14 protein-coding genes and 1 pseudogene are annotated in these 15,114 nt (G+C 33.4%); 2 read left to right on the top strand and 13 right to left on the bottom strand.

Features of this window, described 5'->3' with window-relative positions; genetic code table 11:
* Nucleotides 1-63 precede the first annotated feature (63 nt).
* From miaA to I130_RS07690, 7 genes are all read right to left on the bottom strand, one after another.
* Complete coding sequence (miaA, locus tag I130_RS07720) at nucleotides 64-984, bottom strand: tRNA (adenosine(37)-N6)-dimethylallyltransferase MiaA (protein WP_034921133.1); 921 nt, start codon at nucleotides 982-984, stop codon at nucleotides 64-66.
* Entirely contained in the window at nucleotides 974-1,816 is an 843-nt protein-coding gene (locus I130_RS07715) for an ion transporter (RefSeq protein WP_034921130.1), read from the bottom strand. Before I130_RS07715 ends, miaA begins: the two co-directional genes overlap by 11 nt.
* 93 nt (nucleotides 1,817-1,909) lie before the next feature.
* Nucleotides 1,910-3,292 carry an exonuclease domain-containing protein gene (locus tag I130_RS07710; RefSeq protein WP_034921125.1) on the bottom strand — a complete coding sequence of 461 codons (1,383 nt, stop codon included), beginning with the start codon at nucleotides 3,290-3,292 and terminating at the stop codon, nucleotides 1,910-1,912.
* A 15-nt stretch (nucleotides 3,293-3,307) separates the two neighbouring features.
* The gene (locus I130_RS07705; protein WP_034921122.1) at nucleotides 3,308-3,967 is read right to left on the bottom strand and encodes a YggS family pyridoxal phosphate-dependent enzyme; all 660 of its coding nucleotides are present in this window, start codon (nucleotides 3,965-3,967) and stop codon (nucleotides 3,308-3,310) included.
* 43 nt (nucleotides 3,968-4,010) lie between these two features.
* On the bottom strand, nucleotides 4,011-5,246 hold the full coding sequence (locus I130_RS07700) for a DUF1015 domain-containing protein (protein WP_034921118.1): 1,236 nt from the start codon (nucleotides 5,244-5,246) through the stop codon (nucleotides 4,011-4,013).
* Between the two features lie 68 nt (nucleotides 5,247-5,314).
* Nucleotides 5,315-6,202 carry a 3-hydroxyacyl-CoA dehydrogenase family protein gene (locus tag I130_RS07695; protein ID WP_034921115.1) on the bottom strand — a complete coding sequence of 296 codons (888 nt, stop codon included), beginning with the start codon at nucleotides 6,200-6,202 and terminating at the stop codon, nucleotides 5,315-5,317.
* 195 nt (nucleotides 6,203-6,397) lie between these two features.
* Nucleotides 6,398-7,363 carry a Gfo/Idh/MocA family protein gene (locus I130_RS07690; RefSeq protein WP_034921112.1) on the bottom strand — a complete coding sequence of 322 codons (966 nt, stop codon included), beginning with the start codon at nucleotides 7,361-7,363 and terminating at the stop codon, nucleotides 6,398-6,400.
* A 157-nt stretch (nucleotides 7,364-7,520) separates the two neighbouring features.
* Here I130_RS07690 and I130_RS07685 point away from each other — a divergent pair, with 157 nt between their 5' ends.
* Complete coding sequence (locus tag I130_RS07685; RefSeq protein WP_034921108.1) at nucleotides 7,521-8,162, top strand: protein-L-isoaspartate(D-aspartate) O-methyltransferase; 642 nt, start codon at nucleotides 7,521-7,523, stop codon at nucleotides 8,160-8,162.
* Nucleotides 8,163-8,349: 187 nt separating this feature from the next.
* Here the strand turns inward: I130_RS07685 and I130_RS07680 are convergent, their stop codons facing one another.
* Nucleotides 8,350-10,833 (bottom strand): DUF5686 and carboxypeptidase regulatory-like domain-containing protein, encoded by a 2,484-nt coding sequence (locus tag I130_RS07680; protein WP_034921105.1) that lies wholly within the window; start codon nucleotides 10,831-10,833, stop codon nucleotides 8,350-8,352.
* Between the two features lie 54 nt (nucleotides 10,834-10,887).
* A complete protein-coding gene (gene smpB, locus I130_RS07675; protein ID WP_034921100.1) occupies nucleotides 10,888-11,343 on the bottom strand; it encodes an SsrA-binding protein SmpB in 456 nt (151 codons plus the stop codon).
* 205 nt (nucleotides 11,344-11,548) lie between these two features.
* Between smpB and I130_RS07670 the strand changes: the two genes are divergently transcribed.
* Nucleotides 11,549-12,301: a DUF6503 family protein gene (locus I130_RS07670; RefSeq protein ID WP_034921098.1), complete on the top strand. Its 753-nt coding sequence runs from the start codon at nucleotides 11,549-11,551 to the stop codon at nucleotides 12,299-12,301.
* A 44-nt stretch (nucleotides 12,302-12,345) separates the two neighbouring features.
* Here the strand turns inward: I130_RS07670 and I130_RS07665 are convergent, their stop codons facing one another.
* From I130_RS07665 to I130_RS07650, 4 genes and pseudogenes are all read right to left on the bottom strand, one after another.
* Nucleotides 12,346-13,014 (bottom strand): ATP-binding cassette domain-containing protein, encoded by a 669-nt coding sequence (locus I130_RS07665; protein ID WP_034921095.1) that lies wholly within the window; start codon nucleotides 13,012-13,014, stop codon nucleotides 12,346-12,348.
* A 517-nt stretch (nucleotides 13,015-13,531) separates the two neighbouring features.
* Nucleotides 13,532-13,846: a putative quinol monooxygenase gene (locus I130_RS07660; protein WP_034921091.1), complete on the bottom strand. Its 315-nt coding sequence runs from the start codon at nucleotides 13,844-13,846 to the stop codon at nucleotides 13,532-13,534.
* Between the two features lie 136 nt (nucleotides 13,847-13,982).
* A pseudogene (locus tag I130_RS07655) lies at nucleotides 13,983-14,437 on the bottom strand (DUF1801 domain-containing protein).
* Nucleotides 14,438-14,568: 131 nt separating this feature from the next.
* Entirely contained in the window at nucleotides 14,569-15,063 is a 495-nt protein-coding gene (locus tag I130_RS07650; RefSeq protein WP_034921088.1) for a hypothetical protein, read from the bottom strand.
* Nucleotides 15,064-15,114: the final 51 nt, after the last annotated feature.

Below are 15,114 nucleotides of genomic sequence, written 5' to 3'. Positions count from 1 at the left end.
GTGATGGGGAATAAAACAGATAGACGTGAAATTTCAATTAAATATTTTTTGAACAATATTTACCTACTTATATTTCTCCTGAATTTCAGACATTATAAAATTTTCAATTTCAGAAAAAGGAGTTTTATAATCAAACCAATTAATATCTTTATTTTTTCTGAACCATGTTAATTGTCTTTTTGCATATCTGCGGGAGTTCATCTTTATCTCTTCTACAGCATTTTCTAAATCTATTCTGCCTTCAAAAAATGAGAATAATTCTTTATAACCTACCGTATTTAAAGCATTTAAGCGGCGTTTTGGATACAATTTTTGCGCCTCCTCCAACAAACCTTCATCCATCATAATGTCTACTCGGCGGTTGATGCGCTCATAAATTTCTTCTCTAGGGGCGGTAAGACCAATAGAAATGGTTTGAAAATTTCTGGAAGGTTTAGGCTGATTTAGAAAAGAGGAAAAAGTTTTTCCGGAACCTAGACAAACTTCTAATGCACGAATAACTCTATGTGGATTACTGGTATCTATCTTATTATAATATTCTGGATCTAGTTGTTCTAACTGCGCTTTCAAAGTTTCCAGACCTTCATTTAAAAGTCTGTCGTTTAGCTGATCTCGAATATCTTGATCTATCTCTGGAAAATTATCCAAACCTTCAATTAAACTCTTAATGTAAAGTCCGCTGCCGCCAACTAAAACCATCACATTATAATCTTTAAAAAGAATGTTTAACTTTTCTAAAGCCTCCCTTTCATAATCTCCAACAGAATAATCTTCTTCAATAGATCTATTATGAATAAAATGATGAGGAGCTGCAGTTAGTTCCTTTTTATCTGGGGCCGCAGTTCCAATAGGAATTTCTTTATAAAACTGTCTCGAGTCTGCAGAAATAATCTCTGTGCCAAAAGCTTTGGCAATTTTAATGCTTAAGGCAGTCTTTCCAATGGCTGTTGGCCCAACAACACTAATAAGAAGATTAGTTTTCATTTAATTTTTTACCGCAATTATGACAAAATTCTGAGGATATCTTATGCTCTTTTTCTCCACAATTGGTGCATTCAAAAGGTCTTACTCCACTTGCTTTATTCAAATCCTTGGAGATTTCTGCACCAACAATTCCTGTAGGAACAGCGATCACTCCATAACCTATAATCATAATAAACGATGCGATAAATCTTCCTAAAGGAGTTAAAGGATGAATATCTCCAAAGCCAACGGTGGTAAGAGTAACTATAGCCCAGTAAATACTTAAAGGAATATTTGTAAACCCATTTTCTGGGCCTTCTACTAAATACATTAAGGTACCTGTAATTATACAAATTATTAATACCGCGAAAAGGAAGATGCTGATCTTAGCTCTACTATTTTTTAAGGCACTTATTAATTTTTGGGATTCTCCAATGTATCTAGTGACCTTAAGGATTCTAAATACTCTAAGTAAACGCAATGCGCGAACCGCCAAAAACATATTGCTTCCACCCACAAAAAAGATAATATAAGAAGGGATAGTAGAAAGTAAATCTACAACTCCGTAAAAACTGAAAATATAATTCTTAGGTTTATTTATGGTGATGATCCTTAGAATATACTCGATACTAAAGAAGACGGTTATTATCCATTCTGCAATATAAAATTGATCGTGATATTTAATATTGTAACTGGCTACACTTTCCAGCATTACCAGGATAATACTTAATACAATAAGAACCAGAAGAACAATATCAAACAGCTTTCCTAGACGAGTATCTGCACCATAAATTATATGATAAAGCTTTACTCTCCAGGCAGCATGATCTTTATCGAAGTTTATTTTTTTCAAATAAGGAGATTTTTAATTGTGTCTAAAGTTAGCTATTTTCTGTAATAAGTGATTTATCCCTAGAGTTCTTGAAGCTAAAATGGGAGATTGGTGTTAAATATCTGAATCTTGAGTAGCAAGTTGAATAATCTTCAATTTGTTATTCTTTCTAAGATAACTTTGTATGATATGCCTTGCATCTTTATCATTAGCCATAGGAGTAATAATAGATCGCACAATATCCAAATTATTCATTTGATGGTTCAGGTTGAAAAACCCTATTCCTTTAAACTCTCCTTCTTCTACAAGCAGAGCACTCTTTTCATCTATTTCCCTGCCTCGGTCAATAACCAGCATATTTTGCTTATTAAAGCTATGTAATTGTATGACTTCCTTCACTCGCAAATTATATTCTTCAGGCGTTTCTTCACCTATGCAGGAACCATAACAAGATTTTAAGGTATAGCTGAAACAGTTTCCGTTTCCTAAGTGTAATCCTGTAAGCTTCTGGCAAAGTTGATGTTTTTCTACAATGTTATGAAGCACAGATTTTGCTTGTTGCAAATTTGTAAAGGTGGTAATGCTTTTTTTACGAGCATCAGATCTTGCAATCTTTAAATTGATGTATCCATTCTCATCAACAAATTGATACAAAGCATAATTAAAAATATTCTTTTTAGGAGCTTTGTTGAATTTGGGTTTATTCTGCTTAATCTCTTCGTTTTCCTTTAATAATGCAATCAGTTCATTCCCTGTTGCTTCAAAACTCACAGATGCTACTTCTTTCTGAACTTCTTTAGATGTATGATGATCATTAGTGAAATGCTGATTGATGCGCTTTCTTATATTCTTACTTTTACCAATGTATATAATCTCACCTTCCTCATTATGTAGGTAGTAGACGCCTGTTATAGAAGGTAATTCATCTATTATCTGAATGAGTTTGGTATCTATTTGTTTGGAAGGCTCATTTCTAACAGAAGCTTTAAGAATCTCTTTTTCCAGATCTTTTGCCATTAGCATTTTAAACAACTTTACAGTTGCTTGTGCATCTCCATTAGCTCTGTGCCTATCGCTTAAAGGAATTCCTAATGATTTCACTAGTTTTCCTAAACTATAGGAAGCCTGTCCCGGAATCAATTTTTTGGATAATTCTACGGTACAAAGAGTTTTTCGCTCAAAATCGAAACCTAAGCGGCGAAATTCCAACCTTAGAATTCTATGATCAAATTTAGAATTGTGTGCTACTATTATACATCCCGTGGTGATTTCTACAATTCGCTTTGCTACCTCATAAAATTTGGGAGCATTTTTAAGCATGTCATTATTAATACCCGTAAGTCCAACTACAAAAGGTTGAATGGGTTGTTCTGGATTAACAAGACTAATAAATTGATCTACTACTTTAGAGCCATCAAATTTGTAAATGGCTATTTCTGTAATTCCTTCTTCATTATACTTACCACCGGTAGTTTCTATGTCTAGTATTGCGTACAAAAATTCTCTTTCTTCTTAATTATAATTCCGTTCTCCAAATATAGCACTTCCTATTCTCACCATATTACTTCCGCAGCTTACTGCTATTTTGTAGTCGCCACTCATTCCCATAGAAAGCACCTCAAATTGAGGTTGTTTTTTCTTGAAATCGACGTAAACAGATCTTAAATAATCAAATTCGCCTCTCACTTTTGCTTCATCGTCAGAGTTTGTGGCCATTCCCATTAATCCTGTTATTTGAATATTCTTCAATTCTATAAACTCATCAGAAGCTAGGATTTCTTTTGCTTCCTCTGCTTCAAGTCCGAATTTAGATTCTTCCTCAGCAATTTTAATCTGAAGCAAACAAGAGATAATTCTCTCATTTTTCTCTGCTTCCTTATTGATCTCTTTTAATAATTTAAGGCTATCAACGGCATGAATCAAAGTCACAAAAGGAGCCATGTATTTCACTTTATTGCGTTGTACATGTCCAACCATGTGCCATTGTATATCTTTTGGGAGGTTTTCCCACTTTTCTGCCATTTCCTGGATCTTGTTCTCTCCAAATACCCGTTGACCTGCTTGGTAAGCTTCCATAAGGTCACTTTCCGGTTTTGTTTTGGAAATTGCAACTAAGCTTACTTTTTCTCCAAGTTCCTCTATGTGTTTTTTAATGTTTTCGGAAATTTCCATTTTCTAATTTAAGTAATTATTTTTCTGTTAAGAATTATTGTTCCTAAAACTCATAAACCGTTAATCCACTTCTTAGTTTGGGCTCAATATACGTGCTTTTTGGAGGCATAGTTAAGCCTTCATCTGCCACTTTCTTTATTTCGTCTATAGTTAGCGGCAGCATTCCAAAACCTACAACAAAATTACCATTATCTACTTGCGTCTTAATCTCAATTAAATCATTTCTTCCATGGATGTAAGCTATCCTATCATCATTGCGCAGATCCTGAATATTTAAAATAGGTTTTAATACCTTCTGATATAAAATATAAGTATCCAAACTACTCAGGGAATCTGTGAATTCATAATTCGTTTTCCTGAGATATAAAGAATAAAATTCCCCGTCAAGATACATATTAAATTGATGCTTCTTTGTAGGTGTATAAACTTCTAATCCTCTGCTTTCTATTCTAAACCAAAGATCCAACTGCATTAAAAATTCCTCTTTACTTAAACCATTAAGATCTTTTATTAATCTACTAAATTCATAAATCTGTAATTTACTTTCAGAAATAAGAAAACTCATAAAATAATTATATGGTTCATTCCCGGTATGATTAGGATTCGCAGCCTTAGATTCTTTAGCGAGTAAATAGGAGGAGGCGCTTCTATGATGACCATCTGCTATGTAAAGCGTGGGCATAGTTTCAAATTCAGATTTTATCTGATTAACAGATTCGGCATCACAAATCTTCCATAAAAAATGAGTTTCCTTATTATAAGTAGAAAACTCATATTCCGGTTCGCCCTGCATTACTTTCTTCATCAGATTGTCTATAATTTCTGAATCCGGATAGGTTAGGAGCACAGGTTCTGTGTTAAAACCTACCACATTTAAATAGTCCTTAAATAAATTTTCCCGGTATGCTATAGTGTCTTCGTGCCTTTTTATAAGATTATCTTCGTAATCCTGAACGCTCGCTGCCGCAATAATTCCGCAGAACATATTATTTCTGGTCACTATTTTATAAAAATAATAGCAAGCTGAAGGATCTTGAATAAAGATTTCTTCTTCCTTAAATTCCAAGTATCTGTTCTTTACAAGCTGAAAACGTTTTTCACCAGTAATTTCATGCTGAAACTTATAACCAGGATTTATAATATGCAAGAAAGAAAACGGATTGTAGTCTAATTGTGCCTTTAATTCTCCCACAGAATAATCCTCATAAGGTCGGGATGCAACCATTGCTGCCTTATCTTTAGTAGGCCTTACTGCTTTAAACGGAACTATTTTCGCCAATGAATTTGGTTTCAGAAATTATAAAGCAGCATTTTTAAATGCAGCTTAGTTCTTTGGTGTCTGGATTTTTAGCTAAACTGTTTTGAAACGTTTTCAGCTTTTCTATTTTCAGAATAATCATAGAAACCTTCCCCAGATTTCACTCCGAGTTTTCCTGCACGTACCATATTTGTTAATAAAGGACATGCTGCATATTTAGGATTTTTGAAACCTTTGTACATCACCTCAAGAATAGAATGACACACGTCTAGTCCTATAAAATCTGCCAATTGCAAAGGTCCCATTGGATGAGCCATCCCTAACTTCATCACCGTATCTATTTCATAAACACCCGCAACGCCATTGTATAAGGTTTCAATAGCTTCGTTGATCATTGGCATAAGAATTCTATTTGCCACAAAACCGGGGTAATCATTAACTTCTACAGGGCTTTTCCCAAGTTTTTCTGAAAGATCCATGATCGTTTTAGTAACCTCATCACTGGTATTGTATCCTCTTATGATCTCTACCAATTTCATCACCGGCACTGGATTCATAAAATGCATTCCTATGACTCTAGAGGGATTAGAGATCTTTGAAGCGATCTGGGTAATAGAGATCGAAGAAGTGTTAGTAGCAAGAATAGTATCTTCATCACAATTAGAATCTAATTGTTCAAAGATCTTCAATTTAAGATCTTCATTCTCTGTTGCGGCTTCTACTACCAAAGAAACATTTTTAACACCTGAAGGGATATCTATGAAGGTATGTATATTCTTCAAAGTTGCCTTTTTATCAGCCTCTGTGATCTTTTCTTTAGCAAGCATTCTATCTAAATTCTTAGAAATAGTATCCAATCCTTTTTGAAGACTTTCCTTAGAAATATCTATTAAGTTTACTTGGTATCCGCTTTGTGCAAAAGTATGGGCAATTCCGTTACCCATAGTTCCTGCTCCAATTACTGCTATATTCTTCATGCTATATTTTTTATTGATTTTATTGATTTTTTCAAATAGTTAAAAGATCATCATATTTTCTGTACGAGCCCTTCGACTTCGCTCAGGATAAACTAAATTCGAGAACTTTCTAGTTTAAAATGGAGGTTTCGACTCCGCTCAACCTGTCATCCCGTCGACACAATTTAACTATAGTCTGAATATAATCATTAAGCTCTATTTTTTAAAACTTTCTATTACCATGTTTGCAACTTTCAAGGCTTCAGCCCCTTGTTCTAAGCTTACAACTGGCTCTGTATTATTATTTATCGCTTGCGCAAAAGATTCCAACTCATCTAAAATTGCGTTGTTGGTATCTATAGTAGGATTCTCGAAATAGATCTGTTTCTTAACGCCTTCAGCATTTTGCAGAATCATCGCAAAATCATCTGGATCTTTAGGAGCATCTTTCATCTTAACCACTTCGCACTTACGCTCAAGAAAATCTACTGAAATGTAAGCATCACGTTGAAAGAAACGCGCTTTTCTCATATTCTTAAGGGAAATTCGGCTGGCAGTTAAATTGGCAACACATCCATTTTCAAATTGAATTCGAGCATTTGCAATATCTGGGGTTTCACTGATTACTGAAACTCCACTTGCAGATACATTCTTCACCTTAGATTTTACCACGCTCAAGATAACGTCTATATCATGGATCATTAGATCTAAGACTACTGGCACATCTGTACCACGAGGATTGAATTCTGCCAATCTATGCGCCTCAATAAACATAGGCTGTCCAATCTTATCTTTAACGGCAGTAAATGCTGGATTAAAACGTTCTACATGTCCAACTTGGCCTTTTACTTGATGTTTCTTTGCTAATTGAATCAATTCTTCAGCTTCAGCATAGGTGGAAGTAATAGGTTTTTCTACAAAGAGATGTTTTCCAGAGATGATTGCCTTTTTCGCGGTTTCAAAATGAGTGATGGTAGGAGTTACCACATCTATCATATCTACAGCTTCAATAAGAGCTTCAGCAGAATCGAAACTTCTATATCCAAATTCACCTTCTATCTCTTTAGCTCTTTGCTTATCTCCATCATAAAATCCAATTAAGTCATATTCCGAAGATTGTTGGAGCAGTTTTAAATGGATCTTCCCCAAATGTCCAGCACCAATTACACCAGCTTTTAGCATGTTTTTATGTTTTCAACAAAAATAGCATTTCTTGACATAAAGCCAATACCATTTTGAGTGTAAATGATTTAGTGCAATCGTTAAATAATAATTAAAACTTAGCTTGAAGCCTTGACTTAGAATGTTTAATTTTATGCCATAATCGGAATTTATTAAGTTGAAGGATACATTTAGACATAAGGGGAAAAGGCAGCAATTGGCAGCAATTGTGGAGGCAAAAGGAGTAAAAGATAAAAAGGTTTTGGCTGCAATCAATAAGATTCCTAGACATCTATTTATGGATAGTAGTTTTGAGGATCATGCATATCAGGATAAAGCATTTCCAATTGCGGCAGATCAAACTATTTCTCAACCTTATACCGTTGCTTTTCAAACCGAATTATTGGAACTTAAGAAAGGTGATACAGTACTGGAAATTGGTACTGGAAGTGGATATCAAACGGCTGTTTTATGTGAATTAGGAGCAAAGGTCTATAGTATAGAACGCCAACGAGAATTATACAGAAAAACTAAATTATTTTTATCTAAAATAGGATACAGACCAAAATATTTAAGTTTTGGAGATGGGTACAAAGGATTAGATGAATATGCACCTTACGATAAGATTATAGTTACCGCCGGAGCGCCATATGTTCCAAATCCGTTATTGGCTCAGTTAAAAGTTGGTGGACGCTTAGTGATCCCGGTGGGAGAAAACGTACAAGTAATGACACTTTTTGTACGAAAGTCTGCTAAAGAATTCGAGAAAAAGGAATTTGGCGACTTTAGATTTGTTCCTCTTTTAGAGGATAAAAATTAATTAGTTTAATGCTCTTGTCTCCCTGAGCGGAGTCGAAGGGTCAAATAACATCTCGACTCCGCTCGATGTGACAAAAGGATTGATTTGTCATTCTGAAAGAAGTGCAACGAATTGAAGAATCTTTTTTAAAGTTCTAAGGGTTGTAGGGATTCCTCCTCCGTCGGAATGACAGAAAAGGTGTTCTCACTTACTCAAAAACCCCCAAGAATTTAAGTCCGAAGATAAAAGCTCCTTCCGTTTTTCCTTGATAATTAGAAACTACATAATCCAATCTCAATAACCTATATTTCCCGAATCCTAAGTTGTCTATTCCCACAGAAAACTCTGTATAAGGCTTATTGTTTTCAATAGATAATGCGTGTGCACCAAGAATTAAATTGTAATTCAATTTATTTATCAAAGGTAGTTTCCCAAGGATCCAACCTTGAAAATCCTGTTCAGCATGCATTTCCAAATAGTTGTTTTTGGTGCTAAGCTCATAATAAGGCAATAAATTGAATTTATTAAGATAACTACCACTTCCAATTCGGGTCTGATTGCCATTGAAATGCTGATAATCTAAATATGCAATTTCATTATCTTTTAAAAATGCACCTCCTTTTAGTGTGTATCCAAAATTACCTTTATTGCCTAGTTTTACAGTTTGGGTAAGCGCTGCGCGTACTTGATCGAAATTATATTCAGAAATATCACTTCCAAAACCTTTTTCATAGGTGAGCCATAAGGTTGGGAATTTGTTAGAAGCAACATTCACCTTGCTATCTGGATAGCTCAAATATTTTTGTGCAAAATCTATTCTTCCTGAAACATTAAGTTTGAAAATATGATGATCTTCGAATGGAGCAGTCCCGAAATTTTCTGGCTGCAACGGATTATTAGAAGTGTAAACAATTTCATCCTGATTTACCCACGAATTATCACTGGTATTAAATAACGCATTTCGTTGCTGATAACTAACATCTGAAAACAAACTGAATCCGTTAAAAAGTTCTTGCTGATATGAAATTTCAGCAAATTTCTTTTCGTATAATTTCAGATAATTTCGCTCGAAGAACAAACTAGTAATATCATTTATTCTTTCAGAAATTGGAAGAGTAGGGTTTATCTGTGCAGTTTCTACTCCAGCTTCCAAATTTAAAATAGGCTTAGAGAAATTGTTGAACTTCTTCTGAAAACCTGCTTTCACTCGAAAACAATCATCGGAAAATCCATAATTCATTTCTGAATAAACTCTCCAATACTCTCCAAAATTATCATCCTGGTTCTTTCGAAAGGAAACATCTACAGAAGTATTAAATCCTTGTACTGTATTGTAATGAGTTCCAAAAAGCGGTGAAGAAATGCTAAATCGCTGCTTTTTATAAGAGTTTCCATAGCTATAGCCAAAAAGCAAACTGGAGATCGAAAACTTATTTTGAGCAGTATCTACAGAATCCAGATATTTCTTAGAGCTTTTTAGTACTTGAATACTATCTTTCTTTACATAATCTGTTAACTCTTCAGTAGTTAAAGGTACCGGCCTGATTTTATTCCAGTATAAAGAATCTTTTTTATTCGCCTGATCAGCGAAACTCAGAACTTCTCGGGTAAATGTTCTATTTTCGAATTGAGGTTCAAAATTATAATTGCTGTAAACTGCGGTAAATCTTCCATCGCCACCAATTCCAAACATCGAAAAACTAAAATCTACTGCCTGACTAATCTTGATCCAGAACTTATTTTCTTCAGAATATTTAAAGTTTTGTGTGAAAGTGAGTTCCTCAATTGGTGCAACTTGGATTGCTTGTCCCGTAGTTTTTAATTCTGTGCCAAAGATCTGCCAAGTATCCTCTACGATATAAATAAAACCACTAAAAACCCGATCTTTTGGACGTTTAGGAGCTACGAGAATCTTATTAATGAGGTGACCTTCATTATCATAAAATACACCTTCCAATTTATAATTATAGTAATTAAAAGCGTAATCAGCAATGGGAGAAACGATCTCTGCATTGATGTTTATCGTATTGTTATAAAAAGAGAAATCAGATTCTTCAGCAGAATTTAAGCTGAAGCCATTATCATTCCCACTTACTTTGGAGGCGATTATTTTCTCTTTAAAATTATCTGGAGCACTAAAAGTTATTTCAGAAATAGTTTCACTTAAATAAATTATTCCGCTTCTGGTAGAATCTAATCCACCACCCAAATCTCCCAGCTCTTGACCCAAGATTTTTTCTGGAGCATTTTTAATTCTCCATAATCCACGGGAATAATAATTGGCTGTGTATTGTTCTAATTTTTCAAGGTTTTCCTTTCTGCTTGTAATGGCATTTCGAATAATTCTATCAGCTGGATTGTCTTTAGAGTTGATAGTAACCTCGTCTAGATTGGTAGTTTCTGAAGTTAATTGGACATCTAATTGAAAAGGAAATTTTTCTACAATTATCTTTTTTTTGAGAGTTTGATAGCCTAAAAACTGAAAAACTAATTCGTATTCGCCTGTTTTGGATATACGGAGCTCAAAATCTCCATCTTCATTAGTGGTAGTTCCTTGTGTTCCATCTTCGGTATAAATGTTAACATAGGGGAGAGGAATTTCGTTGTTATCCCTAACAGTTCCAGAAACTTGTGCGAATGTAAATTGACAAAAAAGTGAGAGAAATAAGAGAAATTTTAAGCTACCATTCATAAGCAGAGGATTTATTTCTGCAAAATAGCTAAATAAAAGGAATGCGGGATTAGCTTAATTAAACTCTTTTTTAATTCGATCTAAGCTACGTTTATTGTCTCTGTCTTTCATTGTTTCTCGCTTATCGTATAACTTCTTACCTTTAGCTAAGGTGATTTTAAGCTTTGCTATTCCGCGATCATTAATAAAGAGTCTGATGGGAATAATAGTTAAGCCAGTATTCTTAACTTCTTTCTCCAACTTTTTAAGCTCTCGCTTTTGCAGAAGAAGTTTACGCTCACTTTTGGGATTATGATTAAAGTGTGTGGCGTGAGAATATTCTTCTACATGCATATTTATTACAAAGAGTTCATTATTCTGGAACTCACAAAAACTTTCTGTAATAGACGCTTTCCCTAATCGAATTGCTTTGATCTCTGTCCCGGCAAGTTTTATTCCTGCTACATAGGTTTCCAGAAATTCATATTCAAATTTCGCTTTACGGTTCTTTATGTTGATGGTATTCTTCATAGAGGCACAAAAGTAGGAAGGTTTCTTTAGAAATTCCTATAATGATTTTGTAAAGTTTCAAGATTGCTTCGTTCTAATTAATTAGGGACAAATTATATTAGATGTAAGGATTTAAGAAAATTATAGTCTTAGAATAGTGATATGCTAGATTATAAAACTTCTATTGTGTTAATTTTTTTATCTTAGCGCCTATTTTAACTGAATTATGAGATACCTTTCAATATTAGCCATATTACTGCTATTTGCTTCCTGCCAAAATGAAAAAGAGCAGTTGTCTGCAGATGAGATCATCAATAAAACAATAGCTACTGCTGGTGGTGATATTTACAAAAATGCAAGCATTGATTTTAAATTTCGAGATAACCAATATAAAAGTGTTAGAAATGGTGGAGAGTTCCTTTTAGAACGTGAAATTATTGATTCTCTTGGGATAGATACCATTCTTGATGTAGTAAGTAACACTGGTTATAAAAGATTCTTAAATGATAGTTTAATCACTGTGCCAGATAGTATGGTTGTTAAATATACAGGGAGTATAAATTCGGTTCATTACTTCGCACATTTACCATATGGTTTAAATGACAAAGCGGTTAACAAGAAATTAGTGGGGGATGCAGAAATTAATGGAATGCCCTATTACCAATTGAAAGTTACTTTTAGTCAGAATGGAGGAGGAACAGATCATCATGATGAATTTTTATATTGGATCCATAAAGAGAATTTTACTATAGATTATCTTGCTTATAAGTTTCATATAAATGAAGGCGGACTTCGTTTTAGAGAAGCTTATAATCCGCGTGTTATCGAAGGAATTAGGTTTGTAGATTATAAAAATTATACTCAAGACGATTTTAACACCGATCTATGTCAACTTGATGAATTATTTGAAGAAGGTAAATTAAAATTACTTTCTAAAATTGAGACTACAGATGTTCATGTAAAGCTGAAAAAATCTTAGACTACTACCTGAGACTAAAATAATAGGTATTGAGGCGGAAAGTTTTAATTAGATGAGAGATATCCGTTCTTTTCCAGATCAATTTTTTCTGAAATTTCTATTCTATTCCCGTCTTTTATAAGAAAATTTGCATTTGTAATGTCCAAAATATCATGATAATAATGATCTGTAATAATGATGCCCTTTGTTTTACTTAATTTTCTTAAAAGCTCTTTGAGAAGTTCTTTATATAGTGGCTCTAACATAGAAAATGGTTCATCTAGCATAATAAACGGATGATCCAGAGAACCTACCAATAATGTTTCCAAATACCTCAATTGTCCCATAGAAAGCTTTCCGATTTTAGTATTATCGAATTTTGAAACACCGGGAGCGTAGAAAACTTTGTTTTGCTTTTCTTCATCATCGCAAAAAAGAGGAATGATATCCCTAACTTTTATTCCTTTAGGCAAAAAACTGTCCTGTGGAAGATAAGCAACGAGTTGCCGTGGAATTATTTCTTTGGCCTCAATTATTTCTGAATCAAATTTAATTTGGATTTTGTTTGCAGATAAAGTTCCAAATATCAACTTTAATAGCGAAGATTTTCCGCAGCCATTTCTTCCGAAGACTCCCAGAATATCTCCAGTGTTTAGTTCGAAAGAAATATTCTCCAAAATCCTTTTTTGACCAAAATATTTATGCGCTTCGTTTATTTCCAGAAGATGTCCCATGCTTTATAAAATTAAAGCAATTATTAATAGCGGGATGGCAACAATAAGATTTAGTACCCAGACTATTTTAAGCAATTTCAATTTATTAAAACCCAGGTTGTAGTAAAGATTGTACTCGTTATTTTTAAAATATTTAAAGGCAAACCGTCCAACAAAAATCCCAAGAGTGCAGAACATGAAGATGCCCCAATATCTATTGAATAAAAACATAATGAAAAAGGAGAAAACTAAATTAACGATATTAATATCTATATAATAGCTCCAAATTGCTTTGACATTCATTCTCTAGGTAATTGGAATTAAAGTTAATTGATTGAATGTAGGATTTTTAATTATTACAGTTTTTTTTATAAAATTATACAGGATTATTTTATTCTTTTATATACGATATATACTAATAAGCACGGCGCCGCAGCAAAGGGAATGTTTTCTAAAAACCAAAAGATAAAGATGTAATAAATATGGTTCTTAGCTCTTTCAAATAAGAATTTGATAAATCAATTTTAATATGACGTGGTTATGGATTGATACCATAGCCTCCTAATATTTTTATTTCCTTGACTCTTTCTGGTGGAGCAACAAGCAAGGGCATGGCTTGAGAAATAAGCTCTTTTACTCCTATAACAGATAAGGAATTTTCATGATCCTCTCTGGAATCCCAGATTTCTGTAGTCCATACAGTGTCTGTTTCGTCTGCATCTAGACTTACTAAATATAGCTGACATCCTTTGGCTCTCGACACTAATTCTGAAGCTTTTAATAATACCGAAGACAATTTCTGTCCGTTATCCTCAGTCGATTTAAATTTTACGCTAAGTCCGTACTTATACATATTTGAATTTTTGTAGGGTAAATAATTATTGGTCACTACGTAAATTTAGAACTTTTTTTGAAATATACTAAAAAGACAAATTAGGGTTTATAAAATAACCGCTTTAGACAGTTCTTACTTATAAAAGCTAATGAAACTAACGTTTTAAGTTAGAATCGTAAATCCTTATCCATTCTTCACAAGTCATTTTTGTAGTAAGTTCTCCAATTAGCTCAAAAGGGATATCCTTTGTTTTTTTAAATCTTATGCAACTTTTACCCATATCCAACCTTAAATTGCTGTGTTTAGGGAATTCACTTGTAAACCAATCTAGTAAGTCTTTATTGGCATAAATTCCCATGTGATATATTGCAATAAAATTTTTCTGGGATGCAATGTTTATAAAAGGTAATGGTAATTTTGGATTACAATGATATCCATCTGGATATATAGTGTGAGGAACCACATAACCTATCATCCCATAACTCATCGTTTCTTGAAAACCCTCTGGCAGTTTTTTTTTATTACAGTCCTCAATCTGGACATACTTTCTTTACGATCTTCAGGGATCTTTTCTATATAATCATCTGGGGATGTTGCTTTTATTTGCATTATTCGTTCAATTTCCCTAATTGTAAGTATGATATCTTCATATAAGTAAACCTTTAGTCAACTATCGAAATATGTCTGAACATCATGTTTGCTTAAAGGTATTCTTGTCACTTCTTCAATTATAAACCTCCTTAAAACAATTTTACTTTCATCTTTTTATACTCGTGAAGATCCAAAACATCACCTATCATAAATTTCCCTGATACTTTTAAAAAGGGTTGGATAACATTTTTTGGTAGATCAAAAATTAAGGTAGTGGTTTCTTCCGAATTAGGATGGGTGTGATACTCCTCTTGCCATCCAAAAGATTCTCTTTGATTAAGTTTGATTTGAAGCTCTGTATTGTTATTGTAAATATTTCCCTTAGAATCTACGATGTATGCAATCGAGTTGTTCCAAGTGTGCTCTGCAACTTTGGAATTATTAATCACTTTAAATTTTATTCTGTATCTATTAGTATGTTTATCTATAGGTAAAATGTTAAAATCTGTCACTAAATATTCTAGCTCATCATGAAGAATGCTTTCATTCAAACCAATTTCTAGATTTTCAGATTCATTTTTGCAGGAAAATGAAATTCCTATTATTAGCAACAAAAATAATATAGGTGATTTAAGACTATTCATACCTTACGTATTTACAATTCAAGTCGTTGAATTTTATTTCGAATAAATATA

It is taken from the genome of Gillisia sp. CAL575, assembly GCF_000403785.1.
In the GTDB taxonomy this organism is placed as follows: Bacteria; Bacteroidota; Bacteroidia; order Flavobacteriales; family Flavobacteriaceae; genus Gillisia.
This window is presented reverse-complemented; position numbering and strand designations above follow the sequence as displayed.

What these genes read in the sequence shown, in the direction of transcription:
- miaA (WP_034921133.1), bottom strand. Translation starts at nt 984, where the DNA reads ATGAAAACTAATCTTCTTATTAGTGTTGTTGGGCCAACAGCCATTGGA.
- I130_RS07690 (WP_034921112.1), bottom strand. Translation starts at nt 7,363, where the DNA reads ATGCTAAAAGCTGGTGTAATTGGTGCTGGACATTTGGGGAAGATCCAT.
- I130_RS07695 (WP_034921115.1), bottom strand. Translation starts at nt 6,202, where the DNA reads ATGAAGAATATAGCAGTAATTGGAGCAGGAACTATGGGTAACGGAATT.
- smpB (WP_034921100.1), bottom strand. Translation starts at nt 11,343, where the DNA reads ATGAAGAATACCATCAACATAAAGAACCGTAAAGCGAAATTTGAATAT.
- I130_RS07650 (WP_034921088.1), bottom strand. Translation starts at nt 15,063, where the DNA reads ATGAATAGTCTTAAATCACCTATATTATTTTTGTTGCTAATAATAGGA.
- I130_RS07705 (WP_034921122.1), bottom strand. Translation starts at nt 3,967, where the DNA reads ATGGAAATTTCCGAAAACATTAAAAAACACATAGAGGAACTTGGAGAA.
- I130_RS07680 (WP_034921105.1), bottom strand. Translation starts at nt 10,833, where the DNA reads ATGAATGGTAGCTTAAAATTTCTCTTATTTCTCTCACTTTTTTGTCAA.
- I130_RS07665 (WP_034921095.1), bottom strand. Translation starts at nt 13,014, where the DNA reads ATGGGACATCTTCTGGAAATAAACGAAGCGCATAAATATTTTGGTCAA.
- I130_RS07670 (WP_034921098.1), top strand. Translation starts at nt 11,549, where the DNA reads ATGAGATACCTTTCAATATTAGCCATATTACTGCTATTTGCTTCCTGC.
- I130_RS07660 (WP_034921091.1), bottom strand. Translation starts at nt 13,846, where the DNA reads ATGTATAAGTACGGACTTAGCGTAAAATTTAAATCGACTGAGGATAAC.